This is a genomic window from Streptomyces sp. NBC_01352, from assembly GCF_036237295.1.
Classification (GTDB): domain Bacteria; phylum Actinomycetota; class Actinomycetes; order Streptomycetales; family Streptomycetaceae; genus Streptomyces; species Streptomyces plumbiresistens.
Genome location: NZ_CP108354.1, coordinates 11148917 through 11168417, shown reverse-complemented (window position 1 = coordinate 11168417; position 19501 = coordinate 11148917). Strand labels below are relative to the sequence as shown.

The 19501-nt window shown below is 65.7% G+C and carries 16 protein-coding genes and 4 pseudogenes; 12 read left to right on the top strand and 8 right to left on the bottom strand.

All coding sequences use genetic code 11. The annotated features are described in order from the left end of the window. Positions 1-172: 172 nt before the first annotated feature. Positions 173-739, top strand: coding sequence for a hypothetical protein (locus tag OG252_RS51500; protein WP_329344998.1), 567 nt, complete (start codon positions 173-175; stop codon positions 737-739). A 159-nt stretch (positions 740-898) separates the two neighbouring features. Here OG252_RS51500 and OG252_RS51495 read toward each other — a convergent pair. Then, positions 899-1819: pseudogene (locus OG252_RS51495) on the bottom strand (IS701 family transposase); the annotation flags it as partial. Between the two features lie 56 nt (positions 1820-1875). On the opposite strand from OG252_RS51495, the pseudogene OG252_RS51490 reads away from it, so the two are divergent. Next, positions 1876-3554: pseudogene (locus tag OG252_RS51490) on the top strand (ISAzo13 family transposase); the annotation flags it as partial. Between the two features lie 2 nt (positions 3555-3556). Here the strand turns inward: OG252_RS51490 and OG252_RS51485 are convergent. Next, positions 3557-3877: pseudogene (locus OG252_RS51485) on the bottom strand (transposase); the annotation flags it as partial. Positions 3878-4087: 210 nt separating this feature from the next. On the opposite strand from OG252_RS51485, the gene OG252_RS51480 reads away from it, so the two are divergent. Beyond that, the gene (locus tag OG252_RS51480; RefSeq protein WP_144314455.1) at positions 4088-4420 is read left to right on the top strand and encodes a type II toxin-antitoxin system PemK/MazF family toxin; all 333 of its coding nucleotides are present in this window, start codon (positions 4088-4090) and stop codon (positions 4418-4420) included. A 380-nt stretch (positions 4421-4800) separates the two neighbouring features. Here the strand turns inward: OG252_RS51480 and OG252_RS51475 are convergent, their stop codons facing one another. Further along, positions 4801-5493: a transposase family protein gene (locus tag OG252_RS51475; protein WP_329344997.1), complete on the bottom strand. Its 693-nt coding sequence runs from the start codon at positions 5491-5493 to the stop codon at positions 4801-4803. A gap of 208 nt (positions 5494-5701) precedes the next feature. Here OG252_RS51475 and OG252_RS51470 point away from each other — a divergent pair, with 208 nt between their 5' ends. From OG252_RS51470 to OG252_RS51455, 4 genes are all read left to right on the top strand, one after another. Next, the gene (locus OG252_RS51470; protein ID WP_329344996.1) at positions 5702-6904 is read left to right on the top strand and encodes an IS110 family transposase; all 1203 of its coding nucleotides are present in this window, start codon (positions 5702-5704) and stop codon (positions 6902-6904) included. Positions 6905-7220: 316 nt separating this feature from the next. Continuing rightward, positions 7221-7625: an NUDIX hydrolase gene (locus OG252_RS51465; protein ID WP_329344995.1), complete on the top strand. Its 405-nt coding sequence runs from the start codon at positions 7221-7223 to the stop codon at positions 7623-7625. A gap of 557 nt (positions 7626-8182) precedes the next feature. Continuing rightward, entirely contained in the window at positions 8183-8923 is a 741-nt protein-coding gene (locus OG252_RS51460) for a 2OG-Fe dioxygenase family protein (protein ID WP_266447508.1), read from the top strand. A 70-nt stretch (positions 8924-8993) separates the two neighbouring features. Next, entirely contained in the window at positions 8994-9611 is a 618-nt protein-coding gene (locus tag OG252_RS51455) for a LysE family translocator (protein WP_266447506.1), read from the top strand. A 212-nt stretch (positions 9612-9823) separates the two neighbouring features. Here OG252_RS51455 and OG252_RS51450 read toward each other — a convergent pair whose 3' ends face one another. Continuing rightward, the gene (locus OG252_RS51450) at positions 9824-11026 is read right to left on the bottom strand and encodes a PucR family transcriptional regulator (protein ID WP_329344994.1); all 1203 of its coding nucleotides are present in this window, start codon (positions 11024-11026) and stop codon (positions 9824-9826) included. Positions 11027-11354: 328 nt separating this feature from the next. Here OG252_RS51450 and OG252_RS51445 point away from each other — a divergent pair. From OG252_RS51445 to OG252_RS51430, 4 genes and pseudogenes are all read left to right on the top strand, one after another. Next, positions 11355-12116: pseudogene (locus tag OG252_RS51445) on the top strand (GntR family transcriptional regulator); the annotation flags it as partial. A gap of 141 nt (positions 12117-12257) precedes the next feature. Next, positions 12258-12392 (top strand): DUF6207 family protein, encoded by a 135-nt coding sequence (locus tag OG252_RS51440; RefSeq protein WP_266449035.1) that lies wholly within the window; start codon positions 12258-12260, stop codon positions 12390-12392. A 536-nt stretch (positions 12393-12928) separates the two neighbouring features. Further along, positions 12929-14389 (top strand): pentapeptide repeat-containing protein, encoded by a 1461-nt coding sequence (locus OG252_RS51435; protein ID WP_329344993.1) that lies wholly within the window; start codon positions 12929-12931, stop codon positions 14387-14389. A 196-nt stretch (positions 14390-14585) separates the two neighbouring features. Then, positions 14586-14777, top strand: coding sequence for a hypothetical protein (locus OG252_RS51430; RefSeq protein WP_266447500.1), 192 nt, complete (start codon positions 14586-14588; stop codon positions 14775-14777). 8 nt (positions 14778-14785) lie between these two features. Here OG252_RS51430 and OG252_RS51425 read toward each other — a convergent pair whose 3' ends face one another. Further along, entirely contained in the window at positions 14786-15508 is a 723-nt protein-coding gene (locus tag OG252_RS51425; protein WP_329344992.1) for a peptidase E, read from the bottom strand. 322 nt (positions 15509-15830) lie between these two features. After that, entirely contained in the window at positions 15831-16166 is a 336-nt protein-coding gene (locus tag OG252_RS51420; protein WP_266447494.1) for a beta/gamma crystallin domain-containing protein, read from the bottom strand. A gap of 391 nt (positions 16167-16557) precedes the next feature. Between OG252_RS51420 and OG252_RS51410 the strand changes: the two genes are divergently transcribed. Continuing rightward, positions 16558-17100, top strand: coding sequence for a hypothetical protein (locus OG252_RS51410; RefSeq protein WP_266447491.1), 543 nt, complete (start codon positions 16558-16560; stop codon positions 17098-17100). A 111-nt stretch (positions 17101-17211) separates the two neighbouring features. Here the strand turns inward: OG252_RS51410 and OG252_RS51405 are convergent, their stop codons facing one another. Then, the gene (locus OG252_RS51405; RefSeq protein WP_266447489.1) at positions 17212-18258 is read right to left on the bottom strand and encodes a transposase domain-containing protein; all 1047 of its coding nucleotides are present in this window, start codon (positions 18256-18258) and stop codon (positions 17212-17214) included. Between the two features lie 266 nt (positions 18259-18524). Then, positions 18525-19391, bottom strand: a complete 867-nt coding sequence (locus OG252_RS51400; RefSeq protein WP_411152316.1) for a helix-turn-helix transcriptional regulator — start codon at positions 19389-19391, stop codon at positions 18525-18527. Positions 19392-19501: the final 110 nt, after the last annotated feature.

The following is a 19501-nucleotide window of genomic DNA, read 5'->3' as shown; positions in this document are numbered from 1 at the left end:
GGGTCGACCGCGCGGGACATACCGTGAGCAGATGGACGACGTGGAGATCACTGTCTGACACTACTTTTCGCTCGACCAGGCGCTGACCGCATGCATCCTCTCGCAGCAATGCGGACGCTTCGAAGCCAAAGAGAAGACCGACGCCGCTGGTGAAGGAAGTCCTAGCGAGCACATGGCCTATGCCATCGGCTCGGTGATCGCCTCCTTCTCCTTCCTTAAAGCAACGATCAACGAGTTTTACGCCACCGTCAGCCGGGACAACCTGGAGATGGCTGGCGGACGCGGTGGGCTGGATCCCGTCGACCGACAGGGCATCGCCGCCATCGCCAAAGATGCGGAGAGACTGCCTACGCTCACGCAATTCCGGCTCGCGCTGGCCGTCCTCCGCAAGCCCCCGCTCGATCCCCGCACCCAGACGTACGCCGACGCGGACCTCCTGCGCAAGCTGCGCAACGAATTGGTCCACTACACGCCGCGAATGCGCCCTGCGGACAGGGGAGAACCGGACAGCAGCTCCGACTCCCACGCACTCGTGACAGGGCTGCTCCAGCGGCACTTCGAGCCGAATGCCTTCTTCGCCGACTCCGCCAACCCCTACTTCCCGCAGAAGTGCCTGGGCCACGGGTGCACCGCCTGGGCGTGGAATGCGGCGCTGGCCTTCGCCGACACCTTCCACCAGCGGATCGGAATCAGGCCGGTCTACGAGGACGCCCGCGCCCAGGGGCGGCTGAAGCCGTAGAGCGCGGATGGGCTACGGGGACTGCGCCGTGCGCCCGGCCAATGCACGGCGCTCCACACTTCGCGTCCCCTCTCACGCTGGGGTATGCCGACGCTGATTTTCTGCCATGCACGGACAGTGTGACTGGTCGTCTAATACTCCAGCCGTAGATCGTGATCTTCATGTCTGATTCGCGGCTTGTCGGCGGTAATGGCTGGCCTGGGCTCGGGCCTGGTGGCGGCGGCGCCAGGCGGACCAGCGGAGCCGGTGGGCTGCATCGTGCACGGGCCGGACGATCAGCGTCGTGAACAGTCGCTGGATCTCGTTGCAGGTGAGCGGGATCAGCTCGTCCGGGGCGGGATGGCGGGCGTGTTCGTCGGCGCGGACGACGGCGAGGAAGGCGTGAGCGAGCATGGCGAGGGTGACCCAGCGGGACCAGGAGGTATGGCGGCGAACCTGGTGCTCGTCGAGTGCGGCCAGGCCCTTTCCGGATTGGAAGAACTCCTCCACCCGCCATCTTGATCCAGCGACTCTGACCAGCACGGCCAACGGCACGGACGCGGGCGAGTAGCAGCGGTAGTAGGCGAGTTCACCGGTGCTGCGGTTACGGCGGATCAGCAGCTGACGACTCCCGGGGCGAGGGTCGGCGAGGTCGATGACTGCCCAGTTGTAGAAGCGGTGACCCTTGGCCCCGGCCCCCGCCGATAGCTTCTGCCAGGCCCACTTGGGCACCTTCTTGGACAAGATGTCCGCACGGAACTTCCCCGCACCGGTGGTGACTTCGTGCGAGCAGGCCACCGCGAGGACGTAGCCGGTGCCGCGTTCCTCCAGTGCGGTTCGCAGCTTCGGGTTGCCGCCGTAGACCTCGTCCCCCGCCACCCAGGCAGCCTGATGGCCGGCGTCCAGGAACCGGGCGACCATACGAGTGGCCAGCTCCGGTTTGGTCGCGAAGACGGTGTCCTCGTCCAGGCCCGCAGCCCGGCAGCGGTCGGGGTCCAAAGTCCAGGAGCGCGGAACGTAGAGTTCCCGGTCCACGGCGGTGTGGCCGCGCTGACCTGCGTAGACCAGATAGACAGCGACTTGGGAGTTCTCAATCCTGCCAGGGGCCTGTACTTCAATAAGTGCTCGGTAGAGGAGCGTTGGTGGGAGTCTGGGATATGGCCCCGTGTCCGTCAGACCGCGTCGCCGCCCGTGCCCTACGGGCCAAGTTCGATCAGATCCTGCCGCACTTCGACGAGCGCCGCCGTCGGCTGTACCTGGCCAGCGAGGCCACCTCCATCGGCCACGGCGGGATCGCCCGGGTCGCCACCGCCTCCGGCACCAGTACTGGCACTATCGCGCGTGGTATCGCCGAGTTGGCCGGCTGCTGCGTGCCGACCCTGCGGATCCGGGCTCCAGGTGCCGGCCGCAAGCGGCTGACAGATACCGATGCCGGTCTGCTGCCCACGCTGGAGTCGCTGATCGAACCGCACACCCGAGGCGACCCCGTCTCCCCTTTACGCTGGACCACCTTGTCGCTGCGAGCCCTGGCCACGACCCTCACCGCACAGGGCCATCCGGTCAGCGCTTCAACCGTCGGACACCTCCTGCACAGCCTGGGCTACAGCCTGCAGGGAACCGCGAAGACGACGGAAGGCATCAGCCACCCGGACCGCGATGCCCAGTTCGCCCACCTCAATGCCACCGCCACCGCCTTCCTCAACGACACCCAGCCGGTGATCAGCGTCGACACCAAGGCCAAAGAATGGCTCGGGAACCGTGACCGGCCCGGCCGCACCTGGAGGCCGGGCAAAGACGCGATCAAGGTGGACTGCCATACATTCACCACCAACGACCAGCCGATGGCGATCCCCTACGGGATCTACGACATCGCCAACAACACCGGATGGGTCAACGTCGGTACCGACCACGACACCGCCGAGTTCGCGGTGGAGTCCATCCGCCGCTGGTGGCAGCACCGCGGACAGGCGGACCACCCGCATGCCACCCGGCTCCTGATCACGGCCGACTCCGGCGGCTCCAACGACCCCCGCCGCTGGACCTGGAAGAACAACCTGGCCGTCTTCGCACGGGAAAGCGGGCTGGAGATATCGGTCTGCCACCTACCGCCCGGAACTTCGAAGTGGAACAAGATCGAGCATCGGATGTTCTGCCATATCACCGCGAACTGGCGAGGGCGGCCGCTGACCAGCTACCAGGTCGTCATCGAGACCATCGCCGCCACAACCACCAAGACGGGCCTGGCCATTGGGGCCGAGCTCGACACTGGGAGCTACGACCTGGGCATCAGCGTCACGCCCGCCGAGTTCCACGCCCTGCCGATCACACCGAACGTCTTCCACGGGGACTGGAACTACACACTGGCTCCCCTCCCACCTCGAACGCCAGACACGCCGGCAAACACTCGCCGGATCGACCCGGACCTGACCAAGATGCTCACCGATCCGGCCCTGACCGGCATGTCACGGACCGCCTTCGAGCATTTGGTGGCGGTCTCGGAACCCTACTGGGACGCCATGGCTGAGGCGGCATTCCAGCGCCGCTTCCACCGCCCTCGAAGCTACATCCACCCGCAGACCAGCAGCGTGGACCACCTCCACCGGCTCCTGGCAGCCATCTTGCGCCGCCGCAGAGCGGTGACCATTACGTTCCTGGCCCAATTACTGGGCGTCAACCGCACCAATCTATCCATCCAGTACCAGGACGGACACCGGCTCCTGGACCTGCACCGGATCCTCGTCACGCCTCTACCCGGATCGGCCGCCCGCACAATGGACCAGCTACACGCCCGAGCGACTCCCACGGAAGCCCATCACTGACAGTTATTCAAATACAGCTCCCAGCGGTGCCGGTGTACTGGCGCTGCACCCCGACCGTGCTGGTGCCCTTCTTCACGTCCCCGGTCTCGTCGACCACCAGTACCGCCCGGTCGTCGTGCAGATGCTCCACCACGTACTCCCGTACGTCATCGCGTACCGCATCGGCATCCCACTTGGCCCGGCCCAACAGGTGCTGCATACCGTCCGGAGTGGTCTCGCCGGCCCACTCCGCGATTGTCCAGCAGTTCTTGCGTGGCAGGTCGGCCAATAGACCGAGCACCAACCGCGCCGCCCTGCGCCGGGGTTCGACCCGCGCGAAGCGCCCCGCGATCCGGCCCATCAGACCCTCGAACGCGTCCCGCCAACGGGCGGGTTCTATGCTGTGACCTGCGGCCACCGTCTCTTCGTCAGTCCACACAACTCACGATGATCAACGGTGGCCGCAGCCGTCTTATCGTCGGCCCTGACCAGCCAACATTACGATCTGTGCCTGGAGTAGGCGGCGGTCGAAGGGGCGACGCAGGCGCACCGTCCCGTATCAGGAGGACATATGCGACGTGGCGAAGTCTGGTGGGCAGATTTCAACGAGCAGCGGGCAGTCGTACTACTGTCCGGAGAAGAGGCGTCCGGTTTCTTGGCGATGCAGGTCGTCGCTCCCGCGGGCACCGATCTCAGCGGCGTGGCCGTTGAGGTGGCAGTAGGTGCCCCCGAAGGACTGCCTCTCGAAGGCGTCCTGAGAGTCGCACTTCCACGTCCCGACCTCATCCCTTGCACTTGGCTGGTCACCCTGGCCAGGGAAGACCTGACCGGGCAGGCGGGCGTCCTGCCGTCCGCGAAGCTCAGCGAGATCGAGGATGCCCTTCGTCTCGGTGGACTCAAGTAGGCAGAGAGGGATGGACGCCGCCGATGGCGCGGCCGGTCTCGTCGAGATGGTCAATGGTGGCCGCGCCATATCAGCGGCGCCCCCACTGACAAGATCACGATCTACGGCTGGAGTACTAGACCCGTACGCGCAACAATCCAAGATTTAATTCCATCTCGATATGGGGCGACTTCAAGGATGCTGAAGTTTAATGGAGTGGCAAACGGTAGGGATGTGCGGCGAGTTCACAATTGGACAAACGCAGGCTCAAGGAGGCGGGCAATCTCAGCTACGTTGCAGAGAAAACACTGATCCCTTTCCAAGCTGGTGGTGCTGAACGCGAGTTGATCGAGATCTGCATCCGGCCTGCTCGGCGAGCCCTCCCCACGCAGTGAGCTCTTTCAGCGTTGCCGCTCCAGGGTGAGGACGGCTTTGGCGATTGACGACCTTCGATTCGGGCTGCACCGGGACCTGCGGAAGATGCGCCAGGACTTGAGCCGTGCGACGCCGCGCTCGACCGGTGCCCGGGCTGCGGACAGCGCCCGGTTGACGGTTTGCTGTGTTGGCGTGAGGTCGCGGCCCGGCGGGCGTCTGAAGGGCGTCGTCACCCACGGGCCGGCTCCCATGTAGGCGCGGTCGGCGAGGACGGGTACACCTTGCCGATCGCAGATCCGGATGATCCGGTGGGTGCGGGCTGCGGTGAGGTCGTGGGCACGGCCGGGCAGTGCGGGCGAGAGCCACAGCAGCTGGCCGCATGGGTCGGTCACCACCTGGACGTTCACGCCGTGCCGGCGGTGCTTGTGCGAGTAGTCGGCCCGGCTGTCGCCCACCCGGTCACACTCCGCCAGGGTGCCGTCGAGCAGGACGTAGTCCGGGTCGGCTTCGCGCAGAGCACGCAGCAGGCCAGGCGCTCGGTCGGCGAGCAGGTCAACGACGGCTGCCGCGTATGCGTGGGCGGTGCCCACCGAGATACCGAAGCCGACGGCGATCTGCGCGAGGGTGTCGTGTCTGCGCAGGTACACCAGACCGACGAGCGCACGCAGGTGCGGCGGGAGCTTGCAGCGGCGGTCACCCTCGCGGGTGACCATGAGCATCGTGACCCCTTAAGAATGGTGGTGGTCCGGGAGGGCTGGGTGTAGCTGATGGTGACCTGCCGTTTGTGGCTCCGAGTGAGTGGCTGCCCAGTTCTCTGGGAGGCTCCGGCCGCTGATTGAGAACTGCGGTCATCGCTGGTTAAGGGCTTGGCGGTGGAGTGTCCCCGGACGCTGAAGGTGCTGCTTGCTGGGGAACGGAGCGACGACGGTGACGGAACGTCATGAGCAGGTCTGGGTCGGCATCGACGCTGGTAAGGCGCATCACTGGGCTGTCGGAGTCAACGCCACCGGAGAAAGGGTGCTCTCGAGGAAGGTCGTCAACGGTGAGGACGAGATCCTGGACCTGATCGTCGCAGCGTGCGAGATGGCTGACGAGGTTCGATGGGCGGTCGACATCTCCGGCCGGGCCTCGACGCTGCTGCTTGCACTGTTAATCGCCAACGGTCAGAGCGTGGTGTATGTGCCTGGACGAACGGTCAACCGAATGTCCGGCGCCTACCGCGGCGAAGGGAAGACTGACGCCAAGGACGCCCTGGTCATCGCCGACACCGCGCGTATGCGCCGGGACTTCACACCCCTGAACTTGCCGAACGAGACCGTGGCTGATCTGCAGTTGCTCACCGCGCATCGAGCCGATCTGATCGCCGACCGGGTGCGACTGATCAACCGCCTGCGCGATGCCCTGGTCGGCATCTGCCCCGCTCTGGAGCGGGCCTTCGACTACTCAGCGGCCAAGGGACCGGTCGTCCTGCTGACCGAATACCAGACCCCGGCCGCCTTGCAGCGCGCCGGCGTCAAGCAGCTCGCGGACCGGCTGGCACGACGTGCGGTCCGCAGTGCAGATGAGGTCGCCGCCCGTGCGCTCGAAGCTGCCCGATCCCAGGTGACAGCTCTGCCGGGCGAAAAGCGAGCCGCCAGACTCGTGTGCGACCTCGCCCACCAGCTCCTCATGCTCGACGAATGGATCAAAGACACCGACCGGGAGATCCGCGAGGCGTTCCGCCTCGACGAGCGCGCCGAAGTCATCGAGTCCCTGCCGGGTATGGGGCCCGTCCTCGGGGCCGAGCTTCTCGCCATTGTCGGAGATCTGTCCAGCTACGCAGACACCGGCCGCCTGGCCGCCCACGCGGGACTGGCCCCGGTACCGCGCGACTCCGGCCGCCGAACCGGCAACCACCACCGGCCCAAGCGCTACCACCGCCGCCTGCGACACGTCTTCTACACGGCCGCCCAAACCGCCATGATGCGCCCCGGCCCGTCCCGGGACTACTACCTCAAGAAACGCGCCGAGGGACTGATCCATACCCAGGCACTGCTCGCCCTCGCACGCCGCCGTGTCGACGTCCTCTGGGCCATGCTCCGTGACAAGAGGCACTTCACGCCTACCCCACCAGCCACTCAATCGGCTTGACACCATCATTGAGACTCACTCCACGAGCGCATGCGGCAGGTCGAGTGCGGCAGGATGGATGACCAACGAGGCCCCCGAGCAGCGTGGTTGAGACGTCAGACATCTCGATCAACAGCCCGGGGGCCTCGCTCGTTGCGCTTCACGGCCCATCACCCGATCGGTAGCCAACTCGAAGAAGCTCAGTGACGCGCCCCCTTGACGACACAGCCTTGATCGTTAACTTCCCGGCATTGGCCCATAGGTAGAACTCGATCTGGTCGACGTCGAACCGCCCGGCCGCAACCGCTATGAGCACCACTTGATCAAGCTGGCGCCCGTGGCCGCCGCTGTCGTTCTCAACGACCGCGACGAGGTACTGCTCATGTGGCGCCATCGCTTCGCCACCGACACGTGGAACTGGGAGATCCCGTCCGGCATTGTCGAGGACGGCGAGAGCCTCACCGCCGCCGCCCGCGAGGTGCTGGAGGAGACCGGATACCAGGTCAAGGCGGCTGCCTTGCGTCCGCTGGCGTACAACCAGCTCATCGGAGGCATGTGCAACGCCGAGCACACCGTCTTCCTCGCCCGCGACGCCGTACGGATCGCTGAGCCGACCGACACTCACGAGGCCGACCGCATCGGGTGGTTCCCGCTCGACGGCGTCCAGCAGATGATCGACGACCGCCAGATCGTCGCGGGAGTGGCTGTCACCGGCCTGCTGCAACTGCTCGCCCGCCATTGACCTTGACGAGGAACCGAGCGCTCGTGCTGGTCACCCTAGCAGCAGGTCCACCACGCCCGACGTGTCGGTGAGGTCGGGCAGCGTCGCCTCAGCTCCGGTGTCCGTATTCTCCGAACCTCGAATCCCAGCGCAGTTTCAAGCTGGCCGAACGCGTCAGCGAAGGCCGTGGCCGCGTCTTCGTGACACCGGGTGAAACCCCCGCCGCCGACCGCCGACCGTTTCCTGAGAGGTCACGATGACGCCTCCCGCCTCGCCCTGGAACAGTGACTGCCACCAACCGGCGGGCCCGCCCTCCCATTGCACCTGCAGGATCCAACAAGGCAAGTGGCAAACAATGGTGGTGTAGGCAATTTCCCCCGAACTCCCACGCCTCGCCGCAGATGATTAATGTCGTGCAGCAGTCCGCGCTTGTACAGCCAGCGCAGAACCCATGGGGCATCACACCACCAGGTCCCACACACGCAGAACGTTCCGAATACACCTCCGACGCCACAGACATGACGCACATCCGGATACAGGCTCCATCACGGCAGCCTTCAACCCAACAAGGGGGGCGAATGATTTCACAGTACGACTCCGGTATCGAGGAAATATGCGAGTCTCTTTCTGCGAAAAGCTATGTCCAGGCATCCGGTGAAAAGGTGAGAGAGCTTCTCCGTCGACGCGACGAAAACGCGCTCAAGGATCTGGACACCTTCCGGAGCAGCTGGGACAGGATGCCGCTTGATCGTTACATGGCCGACGGCGGCCGCTACCGGCGCCGACGGCACGCCACCCTGAGCACGCCCCGCGCAAGCAACGATTACTGCGTCGAGGCCCACCAGCCGCACTACCAGGGACTGGATTACAACAGCCTCAACGGTGGGGTTGCGCGGCACTATGAACCGTTCGAGGACCACGTCCTGAGCGGCGACAGCATGAAGAGCCTGATCACACTCGGCTGCGACATCTTCGGCCGGCTGGCTCCCTACTCCGGCTGGCACATCGAGGCCCACCAGTTCCGCATAGAGGTCAACGGCGAGGAAGTGGGCAAGCCCACGCCCGAAGGCGTCCACCGCGACGGTGTCACCTTCGTCCTCATGGCCATGATGGGCCGCTCCAACGCCGTCGGCGGAGAGAGCACCGTCTTCAATCTGGAGAAGGAGGAGGTCGAGAAGTTCACCATGACCGATCCGCTGGATCTCGCACTCGTCAACGACGAGCGGGTCTACCACGGGGTCTCCCCCATCGGGCAACTGCACTCCGGGCAGCCGGCGTCGCGTGATGTACTGGTGATCACCTACCGCCACAAGCCGTGATGGTCCGTGTGGGGGCGCTCACGTCGGCGCCCCCACACGGACCATATCGCTGAAGCGAGAAAAGGAAACAATGGGTCAGGTAATCGCCGTCGCTATTATTACCGTTCTGGCGGTCGTAAGCCCTGGAGCAGATTTCGCGATGACGGTACGCAACAGCTATTTGTACGGCCGGACCGCAGGAACACTCGCGGCGGTCGGCATTTCGCTCGGCGTACTTGTCCATGTCACCTATACGATGTTGGGCGTGGGGCTGCTGGTCACCCGGACCCCGTCGCTCTTTACAGCAATGAAGCTGGTCGGCGCCGCTTACCTCGTATTCATCGGCTACAAAACGTTCATCGCCAAGGCCCGGGTGCAGATCGATCTGTCGGAGGGCAACGGCCTGTCGAAGGCAGGAGCGCTGCGCACCGGGTTCCTGACGAACGCGCTCAACCCAAAGACGATGCTTTTCGTCCTCAGCACCTACACCCAGGTGGTCCGTGCCGATACCCCGGTCGTCCAGCAGATCGGTTACGGCCTGTTCATGTCGTTCACTCACTTGGCCTGGTTCGCTCTCGCCGCCCTCTTCTTCTCCAACCGGAGCTTGCGCACTCGGCTGCTGCGCCGCCAGGCCGTTCTCAACAAGGTGATCGGCACTGTACTCGTCGGGCTTGGCGTGGCCCTGGCACTAACTCCGTCAGTCCAGTGACGCCGACTCGACACGGGGTTCGGCGACTCCGCTCGTCGAACGAGAAAGGCAGGATGCTTCCGCTCGCGGATCCCACACGGTAGGAGGCGCCGCGCGCTCGTTGAGCAGGGCAATCAGCATCCCGTAGGTGTCAGCCCGATCGATCAAGACCTCCATATCAACCGCTCGCGTCTCAGGAGGCTCTGCCTCGACCTCCCCTCGGCATGCGTGAGTCAGGGGTTGTCCGGCTGCGGCCGGGCGAGGTCCCAAGCGCCGGCACGTATGCGCGCGACGGCGGCGCTCAGCATGCGTATCCCGCGCACCGTCGCGGGGTCCACCCCCGTCAGAGACCGCACCCGTTGAAGGCGGTAGTCCAGCGTGCGGGGATGGATGTGGAGCGCTGCGGCGGTGCGCAGCCTGCTCATGTCCGCGCGGTAGAAGGCATCCAGTGTCGTGACCAGGTCGGGACCGCCCAGCAGTGTCCGGGTCAGTCCATACAGCCAAGTGTCAACAGGCGGCAGTTGCGCCAGCCCCAGTTCGACGAAGACGTCGGCCATCGTGTACACGTGATCCGGCTCGTGTTCCGCGGGCGCCACCTGGCTGATCCGCCGGGCAAGTGCGGCGGCGGCGGCCAGGTCCCCGACGCGTCCCGGAACCGTCCCGGCCGCACAGGGCCGCTCAGTGATCGCCGCCAGGTCCCGCACGAGGGGCAGCGCGCGCTCAGCCGCTCGGTCCTGATCGGTGCCGCTCGCCGGGACGAGGGCGGCGAACTCGTCCGGCTGCCGCCACAGAACCGGTACCCGGTGGCGTCGCAACAGGGGCTCGATCAGGGCTCCCGGGTTCGGCTTCGGCCGGGGAGGTAGCGGCGACTCGATTCTCACCACCGTGACCGCGTAGTCGTCGGACTGGGTCACTCCCAGGCTCCGGGCGAGCCCGGACGCGGCGGGCTCGTCGGCCAGCAGTTTGCGCGCGAGCGACTGAAGGACGTCGGCGACCGACAGCAGGCGGGCCCGTTCCTCCTGGTAGCCCAGGACGTAGGCACTGCGGGCCGCACCAGCCTGGGAGGACAACCAACCGACCATGCTTAGCAGGCCGTCCATGTCGCCCGCACCCGGCACCTCGGTGATCTCGCGCAGCATGAGACTGGTGTGCATCGTCAGGGCATTGCTCTGCGACGCCGCCGTGAACCCCGCGGTGCCACGCTGCCGTCCCGCAGCGGTGATGGCAGCCAGGTCGTCGGCCAAAAGCGGCTGCCCGGCCTCAGCGAGATCGACGCTGCGGCGCCGTATGAACACGGCGAAATCCATCACCGCCCCGTACAGGCGCCTGTCGTCCTTCACCCTGTGGTATTCGGAGAGTTCCCGGACGTAGCGATCAACAGCGCTGCGTGCGTTGGTTTCGACCTGATTTCTGAGTAACTCGAAGATCCCTTTCACTGCACTCCCCCAAGGCCGGTCGTGCCGAGGAACGGTCGTTGCGCCGACACGGCTACGTGCGCCTGGTCACACACGAGCCCAGCGCGCCTACGTGGTTGGCGGTGAAGTTGCGTGGGTAGTCGCGGAGGACCTTCTCGGCGTGACCGCAGTCGAGCATGAGCAGCCGGTCGGTGCGCTCCTCGCGGACTGAGCGTATGAAGCGTTCTGCGTGCAGGGTATCGTGGGGCCTGCGGTGGGGGGGATCTTGGTGAGGCAGATGCCCGCGCTGGAGAACCTGCCAGCGCGCCGGAGTTGCCCGGGACCACGGGGCGTGTCCGGAGCGGGCACGATGGCGGCGACCTTGTACCGGCCCAGCCAGGCCACGTTGTCGCCGGTCTCGGGGACCCGGGTGGATCGGCAGCCGTCGAACGCGACGTACGCAGACCTCGCACAACTGGCCCAGCACTACGGCGTGGGCACCAACGTGATGCAGAAGGCGCAGAAGAGACTGATCGTCGAGGGACTCCTCGAAGGCCGCGCGGGGTCCGGCACCTACGTGTCCCAGCCGCGCGAGCGGCGCCGGATGATCCGTTCCCGGCACCGTGAACGCCGCGGCGGCAGCCCATTCCAGGCCGACATGCACGAGAGCGGCCGCAGCGGCACCTGGGAGGCGTCCTCCGAGGCTCGCACTCCCGCCCCGGAGAACATCGCCCGGCGCCTAAGCATCGAGCCCGGCGACCCCACGGTGCGCACCACCTACAAGTTCCTCGCCGACGGCAAACCCGCCCAGCTCTCCGTCAGTTGGGAGCCCTTGGCCATCACCGGCGGTACACCGACCCTGCTGCCCGAGATAGGCCCGCTCCGCGGCAAGGGCGTGGTCGAGCGGATGCTCTCCATCGGCGTCGACATCGCAACCTGGTCGGAGATCCCGCGGCCGGCCCGCACCACCCAAGAACAGGCCGCCCTGCTCGGTATCGCCCTCGGCGACCTGGTCCTGGCCATCGAGCGCACGTACCACGACGGAGACGGCCGCGCGGTCGAGACCGCCGACATCGTCATCCCCGACCGCACCTGGGAAGTGGTCTACGAGTTCGCCCTCGACCCGCCTGATTTTCAGACGAGCCGCCGGACCGCCGGACCCATTCGTCGGCCTCGGCCTGCAGCCCTACGCTCTGGACAGAGCCAGCGCTATACCAAGAGCGGCGGACAGCGCCGCCAGATTTCCCCAGACCTGCTCAGGGTCCCTCGTGTCGTGCACCATGCCGTCCAGGAGCTACTGGCGACGCGGTGGGCGACCGCGACAGCGGACCGTACGACCCGGGTAGCGGGTGAGCCCGGCGTCAGGCTGCGCTGCTATCTGGACGTGCGCCAGGAGCTGCTCTCGTAGCCGGACCGAGCACGTGTCCCCGTGCGCTGACCTGCCGTGGTCGGGGCCATGGTCGGCGACGCCCAGCCCATGGTCGGGCTTGTGGTCGCGCCTGCACCAGGTGCTCTCGGATTGCGGACGGGCGGTCTGGGTGGAAGGCATGGAGGTGTGACGTGGACGCTGCCGGAACCGATGCTCGCTGCCTCTGTCCCCGATCCGGTGCTGCTGCCGGGGTGGGCGGGCGAGCCGAAGTTATGGGCAGGGTTCTGTAATGTCCGTTGTCCAGACCTGGGCCAGCACGCCCAGTGCGCAACTGAGTTACTGGGCACGCCTTGAGCGAGGCACGCGCCGCATACTCGCCCTCGGAACCGACGGCCTCGTCGAGGCGTCGTCCAAGCATGACACTGCCCGACCCGCCCCCACTGCTATCCGACGAGCAACGTTTCCCTCCTCAATGGCCGCACTGCGGCGTGGACTCCGACCAGCGCATGAATCGTGTCGGCTGTCGAGGTCGCGTTGTGGAACCACACGGGCGATGCCTAGCCCACCTTGAGACAGTGGACCAGGACACTTATATCTCCGGCTTGGCCCCAGGTGACGACGTCGACCTGAGGGGCACCACATTGACGGATGCGATGCTCAGTGCGCTGCTAGACGCTCTGCGGGATCCGGACACTGGATATCCCAGACTCGGTACTGCGCACTTCACGGAGGCCAAGTTCACCGGCCCGGCCCTGTTTGAAGCGGCAACGTTCACTGGTGACGCCGATTTCAGCAAATCCAGGTTCTCTCGTGGCTGCAATTTCGATGGAACATCTTTTAGCGGCTCGGTTCTGCTAGAAGGGGCGATCTTCTCCGCCAGCGCCTCCTTTAGAGGGGTATTTTTCGAAACGGCTGAGAAGTTGGGGCCGTTGGTCTGCGACCGTGTCCTTCACCTATCCGGCGCGGTCTTCAGTAGCCCTGTCGTCATAGAGGCCGCAGCGTATGGCGTTCAGTGTTCTCGGACCCGGTGGTCCGCAACAACCACCCTTCGGCTGCGCTATGCGCTCGTAGACCTGGAGGATGCAGTCACGGAATATCCATTGATCATCATTTCCCGATCTTCTCCTTTTGAAGTCGGACTGCTACAGCTCAACGAGGAAGGACTAGCAGGCGAGGATGAAAGCGTTAAATTGGGCCTGATCCGCGGCTTCGACGCTGCTCAGTTAGCTTTGATCAACGTCGGTATTCATGAGAGTCGATTCATAGGTGCGGCCAATCTGGATCAGCTCCAGTTGTCTGGTGACTTCACGTTTGCGTCCACTCCGCGTGGCCTTTACCGGCGTGGTTTGTTGCCCGTCCACTGGACGCGGCGTCACGCCATCGCCGAGGAACGACGGTGGCGCGCCGAAGTTGCGACGAACGAAAGAGCTCGTGACGCATGGGGGGCAGGGGGATATGGCCCACTTGGAGTGGCTAGCGCGAGCGCGCCCCGACCTGCCGCCCTTGCCTCTGTCTATCGACAACTTCGCAAGGCACTCGAAGATGGTAAGAACGAGCCGGACGCAGCCGATTTCTATTACGGCGAGATGGAGATGCGTCGTCATGACAAAGCACGTCCGCGCGCGGAGCGGGCGCTAATCACGGTGTACTGGGCCGTCTCCGGTTATGGCCTACGCGCTTCTCGAGCTATTTTGTGGCTGATGGGCGCTATGGCGGCAACTGTCTTGCTGATTATGTTGTGGGGTTTACCCATACACGACCCGAAGCCTGCCACGACAGGGCGATTGGAGGGACAGAGAATCACTCTTTCCACCGACATTCCTGCCCCGGTCAACCCTGAAGTCCCACTAACCGAGCGGCTCACCTCGGATCGGTGGGAGAAGTCTCTGCGAACAGTTCTGAATTCGGTCATATTTCGCTCTTCAGGCCAGGAGCTGACTACGGCTGGCACTTACATCGAAATGGGCTCTCGACTCACCGAACCGGTGCTGGTCGGTCTCGCCGCTCTTGCTATCCGCGGCCGGGTCAAGCGATAGCTAATAGTTTTCATGGCCTCCGCTATCGATCTTTGGACAGCCCGACAGCGCATAACTGAAATGGGACGGATGGCGGGCCCTGGTCTCGGTAGAGGCTGGGCGCACCGTCTTGCGCTCGCGTCAGGACACGGAGAGGTTCCTCCTCCCCGGGCAGATCCCTGGTCGGCCCCGCAATCCTGTGGGCCTCGGAGACACGATGAAGCGCCACAGCCTGCCGGCCCGGGCAGCGCGCAAATCCGCCATGATGGAAGCGCTCACCGACCTTCCACCCATCGTTATCTCAGATCTCGTCGGCATCAGCCCCGTCACTGCTGCCCGCTGGGCCAGGCTCGCGGGCGACAACTGGTCCGACTACCTCGCCACCCGACAGCCAGCCCAAAGAAGGTGAACTGCGCATCACGTCGCTCCGTGAAGCAACCGGCATGGCAGCGCTTCCTCGGTCACCTCGTGAACTTCATCTGCCTGCACCCAGTACAAGCGGGCCTCCGGAGTCCGGGTGACGGCTTCCTCAAGACGTCCGTCCGTGAAGAGGGCCCCCACTCCGTCCTCAAGCGCCCAGCCAGCGGACAGCATGCCGTTGGCTACAGTCTCGCGGAAGGAGGTGCGACGCCCTGGTTCACTGTCGTAGTGTGGACACACCGAACCCGGCAGGAGGCCCAGTCCGTCCTGCAGAAACGTCAGCGGACCGAAAGAGTCCGTATGCGAGCCCTCCGCCCAGCAGTTGGCGCCAGCACTGATTCCGCACAGCAGCGTCCCGCGGCTGCAAGCCTCGAGCAGTAGCCGGTCGACTCCATGTGCACGCCAGACCGCCAGCAGGTTCGCAGTATTGCCGCCGCCGACGTACACGACCTCCTGGCTGAGCAGGAACGTCCGCAGAGCCTCCTCGTCCAGCTCTCGCCGGAACAACGACAAGACAGACGGCTCACAGTTGCGTGACTTGAACGCGCTCAAGAACTGATCAATGTATGCAGGCGCGTCGCCACTGGCAGTTGGAACGAAGCACACTTTGGGTCGAGGGCTCCTTACCTGGTTAAGCAGCCAGTCGTCGAGCAGCCCGTCCTCATCTGTTGAGAAGCCTCCCCCGAGAAGTGCGACACGACGAGCCGAAACGGCCACCACAAGTGCCTCCTGAGCTGCGGAACCAAGCTTGCGCGCACACTGCCGTGCCGCGGGACCCATCTGCAACCAAATAGACGGCAGTCCACCATGGGTGCGGCTCGTTTCGAGTGAGGTGGTGATCAGGCTCTGACGGCGTATTCGCCCTGGCCGTCTTCAGTGAGCCGAAGGACGGCCGCTACCAGCAGGCCCCCCTCCTACCCCTGGGGCACGACTGTCGAGCTCCCTGCCCCTGTCAACATCACCCTCAAGACCAAGAAACTCAAGGACTACCCACGCCCCACGGTGCACCGTGGGGCGTGACTTCATAGCAACGGCTTCACTCTCAGTGGATCTTGATCCACTCGACTTTGTCCACGTTAATGTAGTCGACATCCGGGTCGTAGTGGTGCGGAGAGTAACTACTCCACCTACCGACGCCCACTTCCTTCACCGGAGTGTCCGGACGGGCCTTGTAGCGGAATCTCACGACGTTGTTGCCGGTGGAGATATGGGACACCTGGTAGATGGCCACGTTCATTTCACCGGCGTTCGCGAAGCAGATCACTCCGCCCGGAGCCTGCGCACTGTGAACTTCGAAGAAGTCGGTACTGTGTCCGCAGTCCGTCCTGTTGAGGGCATGCGCGGGAAGAGCGGTCGCGACCGTGGTCAGCAATGCCACGGCCGCTACACCGGCCCCGCGTACCACGCCTCGACTCATCGAACGTGTCATCTCAAGGTCCTCACGATGGGGGTGACTCGGTCGGCTAGAGAGACGCGCCAGCAACCAACGGGTTGTAAAGAAACGGCAAAGTAAAACGCTACTTCTTCAGCTCACTTGAACGGAACGTTCACGCAGGCCAGCCGCGCCCCGGCCATCCCCGCATGCTCCTCGTGCGTGGACGTGACCGCCTCGTGCAGCACCCCGGAACGGGCCCCTCCGGCACGGAACCGCCAGTCGACAATCGTGTGGCTCTCCTGAAGTGACTTGTTGACCTGCGTAGTTGTGGGTTGCTCTGCCGTGATGGCTCGGTGGCTTCTACCGTTTCGGGTGGGAGCGAGGTGGCTGTCGGATGAGTTCGCTGATCGAAGAGCTGCATCGCCGAGAAGCGGCCGCGCGCGAGGAGGCGGACGGGCTCCGGCGTGAGATCGACGCGTTGAACGAGCGTCTGGCGGAGGCCGAGGAGCGTCTGGCCCGGTTGGAGATCACCCGGGAGACGGTCGCGGAGATCCTCGGCGAGGCGGGCGGGGATCGCGTGGAGGCCGGTGCGGCCACGGTCCCGGTGAGGGTCAAGGTCGCGGGGCCGGTGGCTGTGGAGTCCGCTCCCGCCGCGCCGGTCGGGGTGCTGACGGTGCCACCGTGGCGCCCGGGTATCGCGGTGGCGGTGCTGCCGAAGACGTATCAGGACCTTGTCGAGGTCCTGGTCGATGCCGGGCATCCGCTGCGGGCCGGGCAGGTGGCTGCCGCGGCCGGGTTGAGCACCGACAAGTCGAAGGTCGAGGGGCTGCGTGCGAAGTTGAAACGGCTCGTGGACCGCGGCTGGCTGGCCGAGGACGGGCCGGGCCGCTTCACGACGGCCGACCGGCAGGACGGAGCACAATCGTCAAGACAGTAACGGGAACAGGGCTCTCCTCCCTAGATTCGAAGGTGCCAACCAATCGTCCCCGGAGAGAAGAGCCCCGTGGAACGGTACGACACACCCTCGACAGCTGACCCCTTTGACCGTTCAACTCATCTGTTCACCACGCTCGTTGCCGACCTCACCGGCCCGGCGGGTGCCGGCCTGCACCACGACGAGCTGGAAGAACTCCTTGACCTGCGGGGCCGCGAGATCCTGCGGCAACTCCTGTCGGACCACCTGGAACTGCGGGCCCGGCGGGAGGAGGACGCCGCCCGAACCCGCCCTCACCCGCCGAGGAGCCCGGACGGTGTGGTGCGCACACGCATCGAGTACGGACACCGGCGGCTGCTGGCCACGCTGTTCGGCACGGTCATCGTCCGCCGGTGCGCGTGGCGGGCACCCGGTGCGGGCAACCTTCACCCCGCCGATGTGGCGTTGTCGCTGCCCCGGCTGCGGCACAGCCACCAACTCATGCGGCTGGCCGCGATCGAGGCAACCCGCGGCTCGTTCGACGCCGCCACCGCGGCGATCGGCCGCCGGTGCGGACCGGTGATCGGAAAACGGCAGGTCGAGCAGGCACAAGGTGACTTCACCGGTGCGGCAGCCGGCCAGCTCCGCATCCAGGACCAGGTGGGTGCCCACCTCGATCAGACAGGCCATCCGCACCTGAGGAAAGGAGGACTTGTCGTGGCCGCGGCTGTTCCCGGGACGGCCGAAGGCGGCCTCATTCGCCACACTGTCGGCCACGTCCCAGCAGGTGCCGTCCACTGCCAGCAGCCGCAGCCCGTGCCAGAAGCAACCCGGCGTGGCCTCGGTGCCCATCGGCTTCGCGGTCGTGGCAAACAGCACCCGCAGCGGCTCCGATCCCAGCCGCTGGCGGGCCCGGAACAGCGACGACTTCGCAGGGATGTGCCACTCGCCCAGCAGCCCCTGGCCCCGCAAACCCCCGATCAGATGCCGCATCACCTCCAGATACGGCGCCGGCGAGAACAGGGCAAGGGCGAGAACGAAATACACCACCAGCCGGGCCGGCAGCAGACGTCTACGCTGCTCGCCACGACCACAAGCAGCCACCACACGATCCACCAACCCAGGCCGATACACCCAGGTCAGCAGCCCCAACCCCGATAACTCGCCGACATCCGCAGACACCCGCACCACCCCCGGGAAGCACTACGAAGCAGCGTACGCCCGCGACTAAAACAACGGCATTGTGCCTAGGGCGCGTATCGAGTTGTGATCGTCGGTGGTCCGGTGTGAGGTCTTCGATCCAGATCATCGAGGAACACAGCGATGCCAGCCAGGCATTGAGCTTGTTGATCAGGCGCTCGACGGTGTTCCTCTCTTTGCAGAGGTCGGTGTCGTGATTCGGCGCTCGCCACGCACATGCGGCCGGTCGATCGACACGTAGGTTCGGATCAGTTGCGTGTGGCGGCCGGTGGGCCGGCGATGGCGGTGAGCCGAAGCTTGGTCTCGTCCTCGCTGCCGGGTACGGCGGTCATGATGACGATCTTGAGCTCGGAGTCGCCGTCGGTCAGGACGTCGCAGTCCACCGTGACCGGGCCCACCGACGGGTGGTCGATGGTCTTGTGGTCCTCACGGTGCGCGGCCACTTCTCCGGTCGTCCACAGCTCGGCGAAACTCCTGTTGTCCGCGTTCAGATCGCGGATCAGCGCGGCCAGGCGGCTGTCCTGGGGGAAGCGGCCGGTGGCGCGGCGCAGGTCGGAGACGACGGCGGCATCTGTGGCATCGGGGTCCGTCTCGGCCACTGGCCACAGCGCGAGGCGGGCGGGCCCGGCGTCCACAGGGAACCTGTCGCGGGCGAAGTTGCGCAGCCGTGGCGGCGAGGCGGATGGGTCGCCCAGCAGGGCGGCCCATCCACGGTTCCACCACACCAGTTGCCAGTCCGCCGCAAACACAGCAACCGCCACGTCCCCGAGGCGGGCGAGCACTCGTTGCACGCCGGGCGGGAGATGGTCAGTGATCGTGCCGTCCACCGGCGGTACGAGCTGGGCCAGTCGGTAAAGGTGGTCCCGCTCGACGGTGGACAGCTGCAGGGCGCGGGCCAGGGACGCCACCACCGACGCTGAGGGTGTGGTGGCCCGCCCCTGTTCCAGGCGCACGACGTAGTCGACCGATATCCCGGCCAGGTCAGCCAGTTCCTCGCGGCGCAGCCCGGCCACCCTGCGCCCGCGGGCCACCGGCAGCCCGGCGGCCGACGGGGGCAGCCGCTCCCGCCACGTGCGGATCATCACGCCCAGTCCGGTTCCGGGTATCGCCGACATGACCTCCATCCTCCTGCATCCCCGGTCGTGCATGTGGGCGCGAGGGTGGTACTGGTCTTCCTACCGTCGAAGCGTCCCTGGTCCGCCTCCCTCGTCGGGATCAGTATCGA